The organism is Sphingobacterium sp. CZ-UAM, assembly GCF_002000245.1.
In the GTDB taxonomy this organism is placed as follows: domain Bacteria; phylum Bacteroidota; class Bacteroidia; order Sphingobacteriales; family Sphingobacteriaceae; genus Sphingobacterium.
Genome location: NZ_MTCM01000001.1, coordinates 1,157,294 through 1,174,989, shown reverse-complemented (window position 1 = coordinate 1,174,989; position 17,696 = coordinate 1,157,294). Strand labels below are relative to the sequence as shown.

Annotated in this window: 21 protein-coding genes; 16 read left to right on the top strand and 5 right to left on the bottom strand. The window is 41.6% G+C overall.

Annotation, left to right across the window (positions count from 1 at the left end):
- Window positions 1-19: 19 nt before the first annotated feature.
- The 4 genes from BWD42_RS05050 (at window position 20) to BWD42_RS24635 (ending at window position 1,834) form a co-directional block, all read left to right on the top strand.
- On the top strand, window positions 20-775 hold the full coding sequence (locus tag BWD42_RS05050; RefSeq protein ID WP_077433752.1) for a hypothetical protein: 756 nt from the start codon (window positions 20-22) through the stop codon (window positions 773-775).
- A 9-nt stretch (window positions 776-784) separates the two neighbouring features.
- On the top strand, window positions 785-1,189 hold the full coding sequence (locus BWD42_RS05045; RefSeq protein WP_077433750.1) for a DUF5675 family protein: 405 nt from the start codon (window positions 785-787) through the stop codon (window positions 1,187-1,189).
- A 260-nt stretch (window positions 1,190-1,449) separates the two neighbouring features.
- A complete protein-coding gene (locus BWD42_RS05040) occupies window positions 1,450-1,674 on the top strand; it encodes a hypothetical protein (RefSeq protein ID WP_077433748.1) in 225 nt (74 codons plus the stop codon).
- The gene (locus BWD42_RS24635; protein ID WP_175991955.1) at window positions 1,661-1,834 is read left to right on the top strand and encodes a hypothetical protein; all 174 of its coding nucleotides are present in this window, start codon (window positions 1,661-1,663) and stop codon (window positions 1,832-1,834) included. Before BWD42_RS05040 ends, BWD42_RS24635 begins: the two co-directional genes overlap by 14 nt.
- A gap of 83 nt (window positions 1,835-1,917) precedes the next feature.
- On the opposite strand, the gene BWD42_RS05035 is transcribed toward BWD42_RS24635, so the two are convergent.
- The 3 genes from BWD42_RS05035 to BWD42_RS05025 all read right to left on the bottom strand — a co-directional run bounded on the left by BWD42_RS05035 (window position 1,918) and on the right by BWD42_RS05025 (window position 4,284).
- Window positions 1,918-2,553, bottom strand: a complete 636-nt coding sequence (locus BWD42_RS05035; protein WP_077433746.1) for a hypothetical protein — start codon at window positions 2,551-2,553, stop codon at window positions 1,918-1,920.
- Window positions 2,554-2,751: 198 nt separating this feature from the next.
- Entirely contained in the window at window positions 2,752-3,318 is a 567-nt protein-coding gene (locus BWD42_RS05030; RefSeq protein ID WP_077433744.1) for a hypothetical protein, read from the bottom strand.
- Window positions 3,319-3,381: 63 nt separating this feature from the next.
- On the bottom strand, window positions 3,382-4,284 hold the full coding sequence (locus BWD42_RS05025) for a cyclase family protein (RefSeq protein WP_077433742.1): 903 nt from the start codon (window positions 4,282-4,284) through the stop codon (window positions 3,382-3,384).
- A 260-nt stretch (window positions 4,285-4,544) separates the two neighbouring features.
- Here BWD42_RS05025 and BWD42_RS05020 point away from each other — a divergent pair, with 260 nt between their 5' ends.
- The gene (locus BWD42_RS05020; RefSeq protein ID WP_077433740.1) at window positions 4,545-5,384 is read left to right on the top strand and encodes an SDR family oxidoreductase; all 840 of its coding nucleotides are present in this window, start codon (window positions 4,545-4,547) and stop codon (window positions 5,382-5,384) included.
- 78 nt (window positions 5,385-5,462) lie between these two features.
- The gene (locus tag BWD42_RS05015; protein WP_077433738.1) at window positions 5,463-6,365 is read left to right on the top strand and encodes a helix-turn-helix domain-containing protein; all 903 of its coding nucleotides are present in this window, start codon (window positions 5,463-5,465) and stop codon (window positions 6,363-6,365) included.
- Here the strand turns inward: BWD42_RS05015 and BWD42_RS05010 are convergent.
- Entirely contained in the window at window positions 6,358-6,756 is a 399-nt protein-coding gene (locus BWD42_RS05010; protein WP_077433736.1) for a DUF1398 domain-containing protein, read from the bottom strand. The two genes, BWD42_RS05015 and BWD42_RS05010, sit on opposite strands and share 8 nt — an antisense overlap.
- 211 nt (window positions 6,757-6,967) lie before the next feature.
- Between BWD42_RS05010 and BWD42_RS05005 the strand changes: the two genes are divergently transcribed.
- Complete coding sequence (locus tag BWD42_RS05005) at window positions 6,968-7,546, top strand: Crp/Fnr family transcriptional regulator (protein ID WP_317041791.1); 579 nt, start codon at window positions 6,968-6,970, stop codon at window positions 7,544-7,546.
- A 189-nt stretch (window positions 7,547-7,735) separates the two neighbouring features.
- Here the strand turns inward: BWD42_RS05005 and BWD42_RS05000 are convergent, their stop codons facing one another.
- Window positions 7,736-8,641, bottom strand: coding sequence for a helix-turn-helix domain-containing protein (locus BWD42_RS05000; RefSeq protein WP_077433732.1), 906 nt, complete (start codon window positions 8,639-8,641; stop codon window positions 7,736-7,738).
- 157 nt (window positions 8,642-8,798) lie between these two features.
- Between BWD42_RS05000 and BWD42_RS04995 the strand changes: the two genes are divergently transcribed.
- The 9 genes from BWD42_RS04995 to BWD42_RS04955 all read left to right on the top strand — a co-directional run bounded on the left by BWD42_RS04995 (window position 8,799) and on the right by BWD42_RS04955 (window position 17,686).
- Complete coding sequence (locus BWD42_RS04995; RefSeq protein WP_077433730.1) at window positions 8,799-9,620, top strand: SDR family NAD(P)-dependent oxidoreductase; 822 nt, start codon at window positions 8,799-8,801, stop codon at window positions 9,618-9,620.
- Between the two features lie 34 nt (window positions 9,621-9,654).
- Window positions 9,655-10,866 carry an MFS transporter gene (locus BWD42_RS04990; protein WP_077433728.1) on the top strand — a complete coding sequence of 404 codons (1,212 nt, stop codon included), beginning with the start codon at window positions 9,655-9,657 and terminating at the stop codon, window positions 10,864-10,866.
- 21 nt (window positions 10,867-10,887) lie between these two features.
- Window positions 10,888-11,430 (top strand): carboxymuconolactone decarboxylase family protein, encoded by a 543-nt coding sequence (locus tag BWD42_RS04985; protein ID WP_077433726.1) that lies wholly within the window; start codon window positions 10,888-10,890, stop codon window positions 11,428-11,430.
- Window positions 11,431-11,604: 174 nt separating this feature from the next.
- A complete protein-coding gene (locus BWD42_RS04980; RefSeq protein WP_077435763.1) occupies window positions 11,605-12,429 on the top strand; it encodes an SDR family NAD(P)-dependent oxidoreductase in 825 nt (274 codons plus the stop codon).
- Window positions 12,430-12,551: 122 nt separating this feature from the next.
- Window positions 12,552-13,442, top strand: coding sequence for a helix-turn-helix domain-containing protein (locus tag BWD42_RS04975; protein ID WP_077433724.1), 891 nt, complete (start codon window positions 12,552-12,554; stop codon window positions 13,440-13,442).
- A gap of 278 nt (window positions 13,443-13,720) precedes the next feature.
- The gene (locus BWD42_RS04970; protein WP_139351020.1) at window positions 13,721-14,794 is read left to right on the top strand and encodes an L-dopachrome tautomerase-related protein; all 1,074 of its coding nucleotides are present in this window, start codon (window positions 13,721-13,723) and stop codon (window positions 14,792-14,794) included.
- 62 nt (window positions 14,795-14,856) lie between these two features.
- Window positions 14,857-15,792: an NADP-dependent oxidoreductase gene (locus BWD42_RS04965; protein ID WP_077433720.1), complete on the top strand. Its 936-nt coding sequence runs from the start codon at window positions 14,857-14,859 to the stop codon at window positions 15,790-15,792.
- A gap of 265 nt (window positions 15,793-16,057) precedes the next feature.
- On the top strand, window positions 16,058-16,501 hold the full coding sequence (locus tag BWD42_RS04960; protein ID WP_077433718.1) for a carboxymuconolactone decarboxylase family protein: 444 nt from the start codon (window positions 16,058-16,060) through the stop codon (window positions 16,499-16,501).
- 273 nt (window positions 16,502-16,774) lie between these two features.
- The gene (locus tag BWD42_RS04955; protein WP_077433716.1) at window positions 16,775-17,686 is read left to right on the top strand and encodes an oxidoreductase; all 912 of its coding nucleotides are present in this window, start codon (window positions 16,775-16,777) and stop codon (window positions 17,684-17,686) included.
- The last annotated feature ends 10 nt before the right edge of the window (window positions 17,687-17,696 follow it).

Below are 17,696 nucleotides of genomic sequence, written 5' to 3'. Positions count from 1 at the left end.
TCATTAAAAACATAATATCATGGCAAAACAAGAAAGTTTAATCAAGGTTAGAGGAAAGGTCGGGGATCTTTCTTTTAGCAAACACCGCAGTCGCGGTTATGAAGTCCGCATGAAAGGCGGAGTGGACAAAGCTAGGATCCAGTCGGATCCCAATTTTCAGCGTACACGTGAGAACATGGCTGAGTTTGGATCCGCAGCTACTAGTGCCAAGCTGATCAGGATTCAGCTCAACAACCTGCTTCGCACCTTCGCGGACAACACGATGCGCAACCGCCTGACAGCATTGGTACACCGGATCCAGAAAGCAGACTCTTCCAATGCCCGTGGGGAGCGGATCTTTTTGGGGGAGAACAGCGCTATGCTCAAAGGTTTTGAATTCAACCAGGCCAGCAGCTTAAAAATGCTATTAGGCGAAAAGCTGGAAGTAGCTTACGACCGTGCAACAGGCCATGCTACGCTAGTCATTCCGGAGTTTAACCCTCAAAATGATGTCATGCTACTGAATGGGGCGACGCACATGTTGTTTACACTGGCCGCTGCCGAGCTGAGTACGGATGAAGTACCTCCACGTCCGGTCATGGTCAAATCGGGCTACATTCCGCTGATTGGTGTGCACGCCGAGGAGACACTACAGGCACCATTAGTCGTAGATGCCACAAAAGTGGTTTACATCATTGTCGGTATTTCGATGTATCAGGAGGTTAATGGGGAATTCTATCCACTCAAGAACAACCCATATAATGCCATGACCATCGCCGAGGTAGACATTCCATAATAGCCTGTCATGAACAACAGACACACTCTCAAGCTCCGTCGGAAATATGGGGCTGAGGGAACAAATGGAGCGATCACGTACAACGGTGAGCATATCTGCCATACCATCGAGTTGCCTGACCGCAATAACATCAGGCGGATCAGCTGTATTCCGATCGGTCAGTACAAACTGGAAAAAATCCGTTACCAGCGGCACGGCGAGCAGATCGGTATCCCGAACGTACTAAACCGTGAAGGTATCCTGATACACGCGGCTAACAATGCCAAGGACGAACTGCTCGGTTGCATCGCTCCGGTTACCAGTCTGATCGGTGAAGGACAGGGGACCGGCAGCGGTAAAGCGCTGGCCAAACTCAAAGCGCTGGTGTATAGCCTGTGGGATATGGGGGATGAAGTGTATTTGAGTATTCGATAAGGCTTTGGAGATCTGGAATTAGCTGCTGCATTCCTTTTTGCCATCTTCTTAGCAAGATGACGGCATAAATCAAACTCGCTATGCTCGGACAATGATTTATGCTACCCTCATCTTGCGTCAGCGATAGGCAGTCGGAACGCAAGGCTTTCAATTCCATGATCTCCTTAGCTTAACGAAAAGTGTGTGTTGGAGGATGGGGATTGGCAGTCGGAATATAATGCTATCAACCGCTCATCCTGTCTATTTAAAATACAAAAAGGATGAAAAAAATATTTAACAAAATAGGACAGGTGCTGCAGCTGGTGCTGGCCGCGCCTGTTAAATTACCGGGTAAGGTCGGGAATATATTAAAATACCTGGCTTTGGGACTGGGGATCGTGGAGACAGTATTGGATGATGATAAGCCCCCGCCGGAGGCTGACGACATACCTGAGAAAGGCTCGAAGGAAGCACTGGAAAGGAGTGAAGCCGATGAAGCTGAATGATATCCGTATCTCCACTATCGGTGGAACAATCTGCTCCATCTGGGCGAGTATCTCGCTGGGTGATGTACTACAAACTGTCCTTACCGCTGCACTTGGTACGCTTGTAAGCTTTGCCACAAGCAGGTTGCTGGGACAGTGGAAACCAAAAGGACGAAAGTAAGCGGCTTTAGCCTACAAAAAATGGAAGCATCGTATGTGGTGCTTCCATTTTTCGTAATCGGATCCTGTCGCCTATAGAATAAGCTATTTCTTTTTAACGTAGATATATTTGATGCCGTACCAGGCTACCTCATCGTTGTCATTTTTCATATCTTCAGGGCCTTTAAAAAGGTATTTATTGTCATTGAAATAATAGGAATATGATATTTCCCCCGAATTGTGACCATTTTCAGCATATAAATAGGGTGGCGTGTACTTTTGAAAACTATAAAAGCGTACATATTGTTCGACTGTATCTTTCTTGTGCATACCATAAAACTCCCAAAATCTTGCATAACGATTCCACCGAAAAATACTGTCCTTGCGTTGCTCGAACCTAAAATTATTGATTTCATACTTATAAGGCCTCTCGAAGGTACTGTCTTTGGTAACAGTAAGTGTATCATAAAGATAACTGGACAGCTTGCTGGAATTCCAAAAAGTTTCGGGTCTCTCTTGCACAGATATATCAACACCGCCCTTGACCGACCCTTTATATGCTTTGAATACGATAACATCTTTCCGTAAAAACAGAAAGGTATCTCTTATGGCTTTGACTGGCTCTTCGGGCTTTTCTATAACCTTTTCTGGTGTCTCGGGTATATTGTTGTCCTTGTTGCATCCATACATGAAAATGGCAGCCGAAAATAATAATGAAGCGACCTTAAGTGTTATTTTCATAAAAATTTTTTTCTTTACCTAATACTATTGCAATAACTTTATTGTCTTGATTTTCAAATTTTTCTTTGAACAATATCCTAAGGTAATGAAATTTATAATTGATCAATACAAAATAAAAAAATTATCTTGATACAAGCGCCTATTCAAAATTAAACGAACAGCATTTTCGGTCGAGGTATACATGAGGCTATACGATCACTATTCTTGTCGGTACACGAGCTCTTGGCTGAGACAGTGTTCTTCCCAAGGTATTTCTATAAGCCGGCTATGCGCGTTTTGTGGAATGATACTTTTTAATGTAGGCAGGTAAAAATGGGTTTTATTTCCGCTGCTCAAGGTATCGCGTAGATCGGGGATCTTTTTGAGGTTGCGCTGCAAGGCCGCAAAAAAAGCTTTTGCGGATTTGTCAGCTTGCTTCATGATCTGCCGCAAATGGATGATTTCTCTTGCCCGGTCAGTTTCATAACCGCCGCTTCCTGCTATTGTATATTCGGCTACAGGTGAATCATAGAAGACACTTGAATCTACGTTAGTTTCCCGATCTGAAAAAGGATAGGTGGACAGAAAAAATCCATAATAATCGGCGGATGAAAAGCTTTTCAAAAAATCCGCCTGATTTTCCTTGCTATATTTCACATAATTCCGCTTGCCCGAACGACGGTTTATCATTTCAATATAGGCGTGTGCACGATGTTTTTCCATCGTTTCGCCGCAATACTGGAAAAACAGCTCTGCAGGTATGGCAATCCAAAAGTATTGACCCATTTTTTTTCTTGTATTTAATTTAACATATATGGTTTGGCGCTTGGCGTTCTTATCATAAAGCTTCTATCCAGCCACATCCTTTTTCAGCTTGGCAAATGCACGTACAGGAAATGTCCCTACACCTTTAAACTTCGGTGGAGCGGCCGTAAACGTAAAGTTGTCGTCAGGCAGTAGGTCCAGATGGCACAAATGTTCGACAATCAGGATCTCTGACCCCAGAAGAGTGGAATGCACCGGACGTGATCGTCCACTGGTATCATCGATATTGTGTGAATCAATGCCCACCAGTTTAACACCACATTCGACGAGGTACGTTGCTGCTGCTGCGGTCAGGTAAGGATGGTTTTCATAATAGGCTTCGGTATTCCAATAGCTATCCCATCCGGTATGGATCAGTACGGCACGGTTTCTGATCTCCCTGTTTTTGAGCTGCTCATCGGTAATGGCCAGTCCATTGCGGTAGGGAACCCTGATGACAACTGCGTCCAGATCCACAAAAGCCTTTAAGTCCATTTCGGAGGTATCCTTGCCATGTTCATAGCGGTGAAAAGGGCAGTCAATATAGGTGCCGGTATTACTGACCATCTCTATTTTGCCGATCTGAAATTCGGTGCCTTCATCGTAATAGCTCCTGGAGTCGGCTCTGGATAGGTAATCGCAGATAATGGGGGCGGGCAGCCCTTTGTAGGTGACAAGGCCGTTTTCGATCGTATGGCTGAGGTCAATAAGCTGTTCCGTTGCGTTTTCTGCCGGCGCAACTTTACGCTTATGGGCTTCTTCAAATATTTCCTTATTGAGGATATTTACTTTTCCAGCCATCAGCAGCCGGAGATCTTGAATAATATAGTCGGCGAGCTCCGTGTCGCTGATCGTATCGCCGTTGATATCCAAGCGGAAATCTTCGCCCCTGAGGCTGCCACCATTGGTAAAGTATACTTCAAAATCAAATTTTACGCGTTTATCCATGTTGGTCTGTATGCAAGTTGGTATAAAATAAGCCGAAATGTTAGACTAACGAAGTTAATGAAAGTAAGGCTAAATTTTTAACATGAGTGTACGAAAATATCTGGGCCTCCTTTTGACGGTGTGATTATTTTGTTGACTCGGGCTAGTGCTGAGTTGTTGTGGAATACACTCAATTGTTTGATTTTCGTAATCTATTGCTTCGATTTAGTTATTATTGACATTTATTGAAGTGCTAATTTTGTCCTATAAATAAATTAGATATGGAGACAAATAAAGTATGGTTTATAACGGGGGCTTCCAAGGGAATGGGGGTGTCGTTGGTAAAAAAACTCATCATAGCGGGGTATAACGTGGCAGCAACAAGTCGAAAATCCCAGCGTTTAATAGACGCCGTCGGACATGTTGAAGGGCCACGGTTCTTACCGCTGGAAGTGGATTTGACAAGTGAGAAATCCATCAACGAAGCTTTTGAACGTACGGTTGCACACTTTGGGAAAATCGACGTTTTGGTGAATAATGCCGGCTATGGGATCGGTGGAGCTGTGGAAGAATTAAGTCAGGAAGAAATCAAGGATAGTTTTGACATTAACGTAATGGCTGTAATTAAGACGATGCAGTCTGCGATGCCTTACTTCAGGCAGCAGAAATCGGGCCATATTATCAACATTTCATCTATTGCGGGTTTTGCCCCGGGAACGGGCTGGGCGATGTACGCTGCTACGAAATATGCGGTGACAGGGCTTTCAGAGGTGATGGCAGAGGATGTGAAAGAGTTTGGTGTTAAAGTGACAGTGGTGGCACCGGGGGCATTCCGGACGGAGTTTCTGGAAGAAAACTCCCTTGTTTTTGCTGAAAAGAAAATTGATGGCTATACTGCGGTGAGAAGCTCCCACGAAAAATATGCAGCCATGAACGGATCGCAAATCGGTAATCCGGAATTGCTGGCTCAGGTTTTTATCGATTTGGTAAAGAATCCCAACCCGCCTGTACGGCTCTACCTCGGAAGCGATGCCTACAAAAGGGCAACGGAAAAAGTTAATCTGCTTTCAGAAGAATTAGAAAGCAATAAGTATATTTCTTATTCCACTGATTTTAATTGAAAATCTTATACTTAAAATAAAAAGCGTTGTCATGACTGAGTGACGGCGTTTTTTATTTGATTTTCGTACATTTATCCTATGGAAAAAATGCAGTCACTGGAGGGGTTTTACCAATCTAAATTTGACCGGATACCCGAGAATTTCCGTCATGGGGTAGGGCATTTCAATGTTTTTAAAATAGATGAATATATAGGGAAGCATACTAAGCCTGTGGTCTACAGCAGGAAAGATTATTTTAAGATTACCCTGATTATCGGTAGAAACCGAATACATTATGCTGACAAGGTCATTGAAATTAAAAGGCAGGCCTTATTTTTTACAAATCCGCAGATCCCTTACAAATTTGAATGGATTGACGATTATAAAGCTGGATTTTTTTGTGTCTTTACGGCATCATTTTTTCATCACTTCGGCAACCTAAACGACTACGAAGTCTTTAAACCCAACGCCTTACCTGTTTTTGAGCTCACGGATGAGCAATTGGAAGATATAAAGCAGATATACTTAAAGATGCAGGCTGGATTAGAGTCGGATTATGCGCATAAATATGATCTGCTGAGAAATCTCGTGTTTGATCTACTTCATTATACGCATAGGATGAAAACGGCTTCTAAAGTTGAAAAGCAGCAGGCAAATGCTTCTCAACGGATCACGCATATGTTCCTGGAACTTTTAGAGCGTCAGTTTCCGATTGAAGATCTGAGGCAGCGGATCTGCTTTCGATCGCCAGGCGAATTCGCAGGTCAGCTTTCCGTCCATATCAATCACCTTAATCGCGCCGTCAAAGAGATTACTGAAAAAACAACCTCCGCAATTATTGCGGAGCGCCTGTTACAGGAGGCTAAAATATTACTGAGACATACCGAATGGAATGTCTCGGAAATCGCTTATTCTTTAGGTTTTAAAGAGGCTACTCATTTTAATAATTTCTTCAAAAAAGCGATGCAGATGACACCGATCCACTTTCGGGAAATTAGTTGATTTGCCTAGGTATCTCTTCTACCAGAATTTCATTCCCGCCATTATCATAATACGCACAGGTCATCTTGTCAAGAAAGACAGTCCATTTTTCGATACCACATATTGCACACATCGCCATAAAAGTGGGGTAATCTGTTTCGCCCTGCTGATGCTCTTTTAAGCCTTTTTTGAACTGCTCTGCCTCAACAGTGTTGCCAATGGTCAATGGCTCATGACTAGCTGGAGAGCTCGTTCTGTAGTGATTATGCCCATAATAATCAGTGTGCCCATCCGCAACAAAAACGTCGTAAGCGGTAACGCCTAATTTTTTGATGTCCTGGATATAGGCAGGAAAGTCCGCACCTGATTTTACTTTGCTATGAGCAGCTTTTATTTGTTCTACTGTAAACATTTTTCCTTGATTTATACGTATTATGCCTTTTATTGAATTACAAACGATAATGTACAGTGCTGGCCGTACTGAAAATGTCTGTCAAATATCTCCCATCCAATAGATAAGTAAATATACTAAATGGATCAGACCGCGCCACCAAGGATGATGAGGTTATTTTATTATTTTTGATTATCTTAAACGGGCTAAAGATGATCAAAAAAGACTTTAAATGATGCGTGAACAATTCAAAAAACACCTGGATAAATTTATAAAGATTTCCGATGATGAATTTGCCGATATAACCGGATATTTTGAGCAGCAGACGCTTAAAAAGAAAGAAAACGTATTGACCGAAGGGCAGATCTGCAAAGCCAGTTATTTTGTACTGGATGGAATTCTGCGAAAGTTTTTTATCAATGAAAAGGGTGTGCAGCAGACGACTGAATTCGCGATTGAAAACTGGTGGATGACAGAGACCTTCTCTTATATAAATCAGACGGCCACAGAGTTTTACATTCAGGCTGTACTGCCAACAGAAGTCCTGGTCATTCGCCAACATGCCCTCGATGATCTACTGGAAAAGCACCCGGTCATGGAAAAGTATTTTCGCATGGTGTATCAGAAAGCTTATGCCGCTGCACAGATGCGCGTCAAGCTGCTTTATGAGCACTCCAGGGAGGAGCTATACCGTCAATTTCTCAAGAATCAGCCTGCATTTCTGCAGCGCGTACCTCAATATCTCGTGGCTTCCTACCTGGGCTTTACACCCGAGTATCTCAGCGAAATCCGCAAAAAGAATTTTTCTTAAAGCCTTTTAAGTTTTTCCGGCTCTCCATTTTCCAAATTTGTAGTATCAAATTAAAAAATAAGATACACGGAAAAACGAATCAATATCAGCACAACAGAACCACAGGCATTCAAAGCGGCTACCAAATTTTTCAACGAGGAGGAGCAGGTCAATTTCAAACATTTTGTACTATTACCCATAATTATGAAATCAATTTTTGGTTTCCTTAAATTGGGCAGGTGTAATACCCACCAATTTTTTAAACAAACGGGTAAAATATGAAGGGCTTTCAAATCCCAGACCATAGGCTATGCCAGAAATGTTGCTGTCCGATCCCAGCAATAGATTTTTCGCCTCTTTAATCAGGTAAATATGGACATGTTCCAGAGCGGTTTTTCCGGTTTCCTGTTTAAGAAGATCGCTCAGATACCTGCTTGATAGAAAAAGTTCTCCCGCAAGATAATTTACGGTGGGCAAACCTTCTTTAAGGTGCAGCTTCTTATCAAAATAGTTCTGTAATACTGTCTGAAACCTTTTTAGGGTGGTTCCCGAAACGTTATTACTTCGATCCACAAACTGTCTTTTATAAAAGCGGTCGGAATATTTTAGGATGGAGTCAATATGTGACAATATAATTTCACGGCTGAATTCATCTGAATTTTCGTCATATTCCTTGCGTATTTTTTCATAGAGTTCCCACATGATAACCTCCTCAGCAGGAGATAGGTGCAGGGCTTCATTTATTTCATACTCAAAATAGCCATAGTTTTTGATCTGGTCATGCAGAATATGGCCGGCCAGATAATCCTCATGAAAAAATATAACAAAACCCTTTTCTGCAAACTGTACATTACTGACCTCAATAATTTGCCTTGGCTTCATAAAAACGGTGGATCCATTACTGTGGTCATATTTCGTTTTGCCATATAGCACATAGCCCGATTTGATCTTTTTCAGAGCAACCATATAAAAGTCTCCGGTGAACCTGTCTTCTCCGACCGAATAGGTCATAAGTTCTTTACAGGTCATCAGGCTCAATAGTGGATGCTTCGGAGTTTCAAAGCCACTTTTTTCATGAAGTTCGGTTATGCTTTTATAATGATTGATCTTTTCCAATGTCTCTAATTTTAGGAATTTGCTTGTTGAAATGTTTCAAAATTACATTTTCGTAAATCTGTGCTATTCTTCCGCTGATATGGAGTAGAGCAGAGGCCGGTTCTGGATATAACTTTGTCTTATCAAAATAACAAATAATAATTTAAACAATAACAACATGGCAAAGACAATTTTTATAACAGGAGCAACTTCAGGATTTGGAAAACTTTGGACAGAAGCACTATTGCAACGTGGGGACAACGTCGTGGCAACTTCCAGAAAAGCGAATGCTTTTACAGCATTATCAGAAAAGTATGGTGATCAGTTATTACCGTTACAGTTGGATATTACCGATAGAGAAGCTGTATTTGCTGCCGTAAACAAAGCCAGCGAACATTTCGGTCAGCTTGATGTGGTGATCAACAATGCGGGGTATGGCGTTTTTGGTGCAGTGGAAGAAATCGGTGAAAAAGTAGCCCGGGATGTTTTCGATGCAAATCTGTTCGGAACACTATGGGTGACACAGGCAGCACTGCCAATCCTCAGAGCGCAGGTACATGGGCATATCATCCAGCTTTCAAGTGTACTGGGCGTATGGAGCCTTCCGACTTTAGGCATTTACAACGCTACTAAATTTGCGGTTGAAGGATTGAGTGAAGCGCTGGCCAGTGAGGTAAAAGATTTTGGTATCCATGTAACGCTTATCGAACCAAATGGCTATAAAACAGAATTTGGTGGAAGTTCGGCAGTATTTGGCGATCAGTTGGATGTGTATAATCCGCTGAAAGAAAGCCTAACTAAAATTGAAGGACTTGGCCCTGATGATTACGGTACACCTGAAGCTACTGTTCCAGCAATCTTAACACTGATTGACAGTGAAAATCCGCCGTTAAGATTATTCTTGGGCAAATTGGGTTATGTCAAAACAGAAAGGGTTTATGGTGAAAAACTTCAACAGTGGAAGGAATGGAAAGATGTTTCAGAAGCAGCGCACGGGTAATCCCGTGCTTTTTTACATATAGTTCAACATCGTTATGAAAGCCCAAAAAATAGAATATTTACACATCAGCACCCTGCTCGCCTTTATCCTCATTCCGCTTGGAGGACTTACCACCGATATTTATATTCCCTCGTTGCCGGCGATGGCAGGTGATCTGGGCGTTTCCATGCAGCAGGTGCAGCTTTCTTTATTGCTTTTCATGGTAAGCTCCGGACTCAGCCAGCTTTTTATCGGGAGTATACTGGATAGCTTTGGGAGATACAGGATCAATTTGTTTGCCCTTATTGTATTTTCAATCGCCAGTTTTATCATTGCACTGGTTCCCCATATCGGTGTGATCTATGGAATGCGGATAATACAGGGAATAACAGTATCGCTGATCATCGTTGGAAAGAGGGCATTCTTTGTGGATATGTACAGTGGTGAAAAGCTGAAGCACTATACGAGCCTATTTTCAATTGTATGGGCAACGGCTCCTATTGTCGCACCATTTATTGGCGGATATCTACAGGTAACATTTGGCTGGCAGTCGAATTTTTATATATTGGGCTTTTTGACAGCAGCTGTTCTGTTTTTCGAGTGGAGATATACCGGTGAATCGCTCCGGAAATTCCAGTCCTTTAACCGGAAGCAGATCCTAAACGTCTATTCAGGTATGCTTAAGACAGCGGATTTTAGTGTAGGGCTGCTTATTATCGGACTGAGCTATTCACTACTCGTTGTTTACGGGATCAGCAGTCCGTTTATTATCGAAAAAGTTTATGGTTATTCACCTGTTGTGACAGGCTACAGTTCGCTGGGTTCAGGAATTGCACTGATGCTGGGCGGAATCACCTCAAAGGTGTTGATAAACAAAAATCTCTTCTTAAAAATTAATACAGCTGTGATCCTACAATTGATTTTCGCAGGCCTGATGACCCTTATATCATTTGGGGCGAATGGATTTTATGTACTGCTTATTTTTACGCTGCTTATTCATTTCCTTTCCGGCTTTATTTTTAATAATGTCTATGCATACTGTTTACAGCGTTTTAGCAAGAATGCAGGAGTAGCAAGCGGGCTGACCGGCGGCGGTATTTACGTCATTAGTTCCATTGCCGGTTACGGCCTGATCAATTTATTTGAGATAAAAAATGTTCAGAGCATTGCAATGGTCAATCTACTGATCGTGGTTTTGACTTTCCTTGGGATTTTTATTTTTAAAAGATCAGTCGTTAGACGGGGGGAAATTGAAAGATTCAAGTAACCAATAATAAATAATAAGAATATGAAAACTATTACAGTTCCAAACAAAGAACAATTGAGCGAAGAAGCTCAGGTCATTTTATCATCAGTAGAGAAAAAAATGGGCAAGATCCCGAACCTTTATGCTACTATCGGATATTCTTCATCAGCTTTAAAAGCGATGCTGGAAACAGAAGCAACCTTAGCGCATCATTCTTCTTACACCGCAAAGGAAAGGGAAGCGATCAACTTGGTGGTGTCACAGGTAAATGATTGTGATTATTGTCTTGCTGCACATACCATGCTGGCTAAATTAAATGGTTTTAGTGAGGAGGACACTTTAGCAATCAGAAAGGGAAGTGTTGAGGATGTTAAATTGGATGCCATTATAAAACTTGCCCAATCGATCGCAAACAATAAAGGCAATGCCGGAAATGCTGCACTGGAAGACTTCTATAAAGCTGGTTTGGATGAGAAGGCGCTTGTAGAACTTACAGCCTTGGTTGCCCTTAGAAGTTTTACGAATTATGTTTTTGCAAATACCCAGATCCCGATTGATTTTCCGGCAGCAAAAAGTTTATCATAAGTGTTTTAATTGAAGTGTTGGTGAGAGCTTCTTTTAGAAATGGAAGGAGCTCTCTTTTTAACTAAGGTGTACAGCTAAAGCTATATCGTAATTATGTGCTATTCTTCAGCTGAAATGAGTTAGTGTATGAGTATGGATAAGGATAATTTTGGATTAACAAAAAAAGAAAAAACAATGAGCAAAATAATTTTTATAACAGGAGCTTCCAAAGGATTTGGAAAATTATGGGCTGAGGCCTTACTTAAAAGAGGCGATAAAGTTGCTGCTTCCGCTAGAAATATTGAAGCGTTGCAGGATTTAAAAGAGAAGTACGGTGACAGCATTCTTCCGGTGAAACTGGATGTCAACAACCGTACAGAAGTTTTTGAAGTAGTGGAGAAAGTAGAAAAACACTTTGGAAGAATTGATGTTTTGATTAATAATGCTGGTTTTGGTTTATTCGGAACGACGGAAGAAACAACAGAACAGCAGGCGAGAGACCAAATGGAAACCAATTTTTTTGGTTCACTTTGGGTAGCACAAGCAATTTTACCGGTGATGAGAAAACAAAGAAGTGGGCATATCATTCAGATTTCCAGCTTTTTGGGACTAACGACGCTACCGCTTTTAGGATTGTACAATGCTTCAAAGTTTGCAGTCGAAGGACTAATTGAAACGATTGGTTCAGAAACAGCACATTTGGGAATCAAAACCACATTAATTGAACCTAATGGATTTGCAACGGATTGGGCAGGAGCTTCAGCGGTTCAGACTTCTTCGGATATTACCGATTACAATCCAGTACGAGAGGCATTTGCGGAAACAGGGGATAATCCTGATACATGGGGAAAACCTGAATCGACAGTAGTGCCAGTTTTGAATCTTATTGACAATCAAAATCCTCCACAAAGATTATTGTTCGGTAAAATTGCTTATCACGTAGTCAATGAGGTTTACACCAAAAGATTGAACGATATCCAAAATTGGAAAGAGGTCAGCATTGCCGCACATGGGCATTAGATTTATTAGGAATGATGCGCGCAAAGAAATTGTTTTCTACAGTGTACTGTTTGCTTTTTTAGCTTAACTTCAGAGAATAAGTTGTAATAGAAAGAGATTGTCGAACATTCGAAAAAAATAAAATGAAACATTATAAAACCCTCACAGAATTGCACACCGGAAATGGCTGGGACGCTCCGGAGCATCCGCTCTTTAGTATGATCGGCTGTCAGGTGGCCTGTCCGCTGGGAAATAGGGAATTTACCACAGATTGCTACATTATCGCTTTCAAAAAAATAAAATCAGGGATGTTTATGTACGGACGTACAAAATACGACCACGATAATGGCTGTCTATTTTTTGCCAAACCACGGCAGATCATTGAAATGAAAGACCTCGAATTTGAAGAAAAAGGCTATATGTTGATGATTCACGAAGATTATCTGAACGGTCACGAGCTCTTTAAAAGCATTAACAATTATGGCTTCTTTGACTACGATGTAACGGAAGCGCTGCAACTTTCTCCAAAAGAAGAGCAGATTATTCTGGAGCTTCACGCGAAAATTCAGGGCGAATATTTTAATAATCCCGATGAATACAGCCGTGAGATTATCTTGAGTCATATATCATCGATTTTGAAATATGCACAGCGCTTTTACAAAAGACAGTTTATCGACAGAGAACAGGTTATTGGAAAAACAGCATCAAGATTCAATGATATCCTTAAAAAATATATTGATGAAAGAGGTCTGGAAAAAAACGGGTTGCCAAGCGTTACCGATATTGCCGACCAGCTGTTTATTTCGCCACGTTATTTAAGTGACGTACTGAAACAGGAAACTGGGAAAACTGCTTTGGAACTCATTCATATATTTTTGATTTCAGAGGCTAAAAATCTATTGAGATTGGGAGAGAAGGGAGTTGCGGAAATAGCCTATCACTTAGGATTCGAGAATGCTTCTTATTTTACAAAATTATTTAAGAAACAGACAGGTCTGAGACCTTTGGAATTCAGAAAATCACAGCTGAACTAATTACTGCAATTCTGCTTGTTAAAGTCACAATGAAACTTCATTAGTTTCCTGTGACTTTTTTTAATGATCCGCTCCACGGATTATTACCAATATGATGACTTTTTCGTTGGCGGCGAACAAGCAACTTTTGCTTAGAGAAGAGCCAAGCTTTCCTGGATTATCCTCCGTTATTGGAGGATTTTTGATTTTTCGTACGTCTGTGCTATTCTTTCCGTAAAATGAACTATTTATCCGCTGCAGTGCAATATAACTTTGCTATATCAAAAACAAAGCAAGTTATGAAGATAATAATTGGATTGATAACATTTATAGCAGCCGTTTCATCGGTAAAAGCACAGCTTATTCCCGTAGCAAGTTCAACGGTCGTTTGGAATGGGGTAACAACAAATAGCGAAGGCAGGATCTTCGTTAATTTCCCCAGAATCGAGGGCGATAAAGGTATGAGGATCGGAGAGGTTCTGAAAAATGGAAAAATCATTCCCTATCCAAATGAAGACTGGAACAATTGGAAGTTAGGAGCAGACGTAAATGAGAAGTTTGTAAGAACCAATTCTCTGAGAATAGGACCGGACGGTTTGCTTTGGATACTAGATACAGGGACACCATCAATGGGACAAAAGCCATTAGTAGGAAATGCGTTGAAATTGGTTTCGATTGACATTAAAACCAATACCGTACAACAGATTATTCCACTTTCGGAAATTGCAAAACCTTCGACTTTCATTGATGATCTAAGAATTTCAGGAAACACGATTTATCTGACAGATGCCGGCGAACCAGCTTTAATAATCGTAGATAAAACAACTGGAAAAGGCAGAAGGGTTCTTGAAAATCATCCTTCAACCACCGATAATTTACCGATAAAAGCGGAAGGAAAAGTTATGAAAGATGAAAAAGGCAATGAAGTGAGAATCCACGCTGACCAATTAGAAATTTCTCCTGATGGAAAATGGCTTTATTTTCAGCCTGCAAGCGGCCCACTTTGGAGAGTGCAAACACAATATCTGAATGATGAAAATCTCTCCGAAAAAGATTTGGCTTCCAAAGTCAAATTATTCTATAAAACCCCATCAACAGGAGGGACAGCTATCGATGCAGATGGAAATATCTACGTAAGCGATGTCAATAACAGTGAAATCATCAAAATATCACAGGATGGAAAAGAAAGTCTCATTATTAAAGACAAAAGGCTACTCTGGGCAGACGCTTTATGGATTGATGACAATGGATATCTATGGATTCCGACAGGCCAGCTGAACCGTTTGGCGGCGTTTGAGAACGGAAAAAGTAGAGTGACATTTCCGGTTGTGATATATAAGCTGAAAATCAATGCGAAACCGTTAAGAAATTGAACTCATTTCAAGATTTAAATTAAAGTAATTCAAATAAATAACATTTAAAAAATATCAATATTATGAAAGCAATTGTATTAAAAGAAGCAGGAAATGTAGACAATTTAGCATACGTAGAACTGGCAAAACCAACCATTAACGAAGGCGAAGTATTAATCCAAGTAAAAGCCATCAGCATCAATCCGGTAGATGTAAAAAGCCGCGCCGGAAAAGGAGTTTACGGAAGAATTAAAACAGAAAATCCATTGATTTTGGGTTGGGATATTTCCGGAATAGTAGAAGAAACTAAAAGTTCAGCTTTTAAAGTTGGCGATGAAGTTTTCGGAATGGTCAATTTTCCAGGCCACGGAAAAGCGTATGCAGAATATGTCGCAGCTCCGGCCCATCAATTAGCCCTAAAGCCCAAAAATATCTCTTTTGAAGACGCCGCGGCTTCTACTTTGGTTGCGCTAACTGCGTATCAGGCTTTGGTTCACCATGCGAATATTCAGCAAGGGCAAAATGTTTTGGTCCACGCAGCTTCTGGTGGAGTAGGACATATCGCTATACAGATTGCCAAATATTTAGGGGCGAAAGTGACGGGAACTTCTTCCCCAAAAAATAAAGATTTTGTCATGAGTTTAGGTGCAGATTCCCATATCGATTATCACGTCTTCGACTGGAAATCAGCAGGCAGAACTTTTGATTTTGTATTGGATACAATTGGCGGGGACAATATCGACCATTCGCTCGAAGTGACCAAAGAAGGCGGTTCCATCATCAGTATTCCGACAGGTCTGAATGAAGATGTAACTTCAAAAGCAGAATCCAAAGGTGTGAAAGGTTATTTTATTCTTGTACAGTCCAGCGGAGAGGATATGAAACAGATCGCTTCTTTATTGGAAAGTGGAGCTGTAAAACCTCATGTTTCCAAATCTTTTCCCTTTGAGCAAATGAGAGCAGCGCATCTGGAACAGGAAACGGGGAGAACGGTTGGTAAAATCGTGATTACTCTATAAATTGTTTCAGCATTAGAATTAGGCCTTTACTTTATTGTACCTGGGATCCTTTTTATATGCTCTTCGCGGTTGCAGCGCCACGCCTGGCCTTCTATCTGCAGGTGACGTAAAATGCAAATGTTGGAAGGCTTAACGTTGCTTCCTATCTGGGCTTTACACCCGAGTATCTCAGCGAAATCCGCAAAAAGAATTTTTCTTAAACCCGTTTAAGTTTTTCCGGCACTCCATTTTCCAAATTTGTAATATCAAATTTAAAAATAAGAAAATGGAAAAACGAATCAACATCAGCACAACGGAACCACAGGCATTCAAAGCAATGTTAGGATTAGAGGGTTATCTGTCAAAAATTGATATCTCACAAACGCTAAAAGAGCTGGCCAAAATCAGGGCATCACAGATCAACAACTGTGCTTACTGTATCAGCATGCACACCAAGGATGCCATTAAAAATGGTGAAAAACCGGAGCGTATCTTTTTGTTGAGTGCCTGGAGGGAGGCTGCCAAATTTTTCACCGAGGAAGAGCAGATCATACTGGCTATGACAGAGGAAATAACCCTTATCCACCAACATGGATTAAGTGAAGAAACCTACAGCAAGGCATCCGAGATTTTCTCCGAAAACCAGATCGCTCAGATCATCATGCTCATCGTCACCATCAATGGCTGGAACCGTATTGCCTTGAGTACTCATCTGGAAATAGAAGATTAATACATACGTTTATAGGGAGCTGTGGAAATGGACCAGAAGTATTTCATAAGCTCCCTTTATCGAAAAAATCTTAAATGACACAGGCATGTCAGAACATGGCATCCAAAAATTCGGACAAGGCCCGGTAAAAGTATTGGAGCGGAACGAATTCTGGTACAACTCGCAAACCCTCGGAATATAACGGAAAGGTGAACTCCACAACAAAGGAAATTTGAACTCCACAACAAAACGACATAATAGCAATTCGACGAACTTTGTAAAAAATTAAAGGTTATGTGGACAAAAAATAACATCCCTGATTTATCGGGGAAAATAGCAATCGTCACCGGATCAAACACCGGTATTGGGTTTGAAACAGCAAAAGCGCTGTATGAAGCAGGTGCACATGTGACCATTGCCGCAAGGGATTTCCAGAAAGGAAAAGATGCTATCCAAAAAATCCAGTCCGAAACGGCTGGGGTGGGAACATTGGACTATGGAATGCTGGACCTCGCAAACATCGGCCTGATTCGGGAATTTGCAGATCACTTTATGCAAAAGCATACAAAACTGGATATGCTCATCAACAATGCCGGAGTGATGGTTCCTCCAGCTGCTAAAACGGATGACGGCTTTGAAATGCAGTTCGGCGTAAACTTTATGGGGCATTTTGCGCTGACAGGATATTTGCTGCCGCTCGTTAAGCAGACCGCCAATGCCCGAGTAGTGACACTTTCCAGTGGGGCGGCTACTTTGGTGGACAGCATTGACTTTGACAACCTCAGACTGGAAAAGAGCTATGATGAATGGCGTGAATATGCCGTAAGCAAGCTGGCAGATATCTTGTTTAGCTACGAGCTGGACCAGAGATTCAAAAATGCCCGTATATCGGCCATTTCTGTGGCGGCGCATCCCGGCGTCACGCGAACCGATTTACAGCGGAATATCCCGGGTGAAAATCTGGAAGGTATGTTTGCTGCATTTGATCAGGTGATGGAGCCCTGGCAGGGTGCCCTGCCAAGCCTGTTTGCAGCAACAGATCCATCCGTTGAGGGTGGTAAATTCTACGGCCCGGACGGTCCGAAAGAATATGCGGGATATCCGGCCTTGTCCGGCCATCATACAGCAGCCATGAACGATGAAGCGCTTGCCAAAAGGCTCTGGGAATATGCGGAAAACGCCATACAATTGACTTACAAATTCTAATAATTGATCT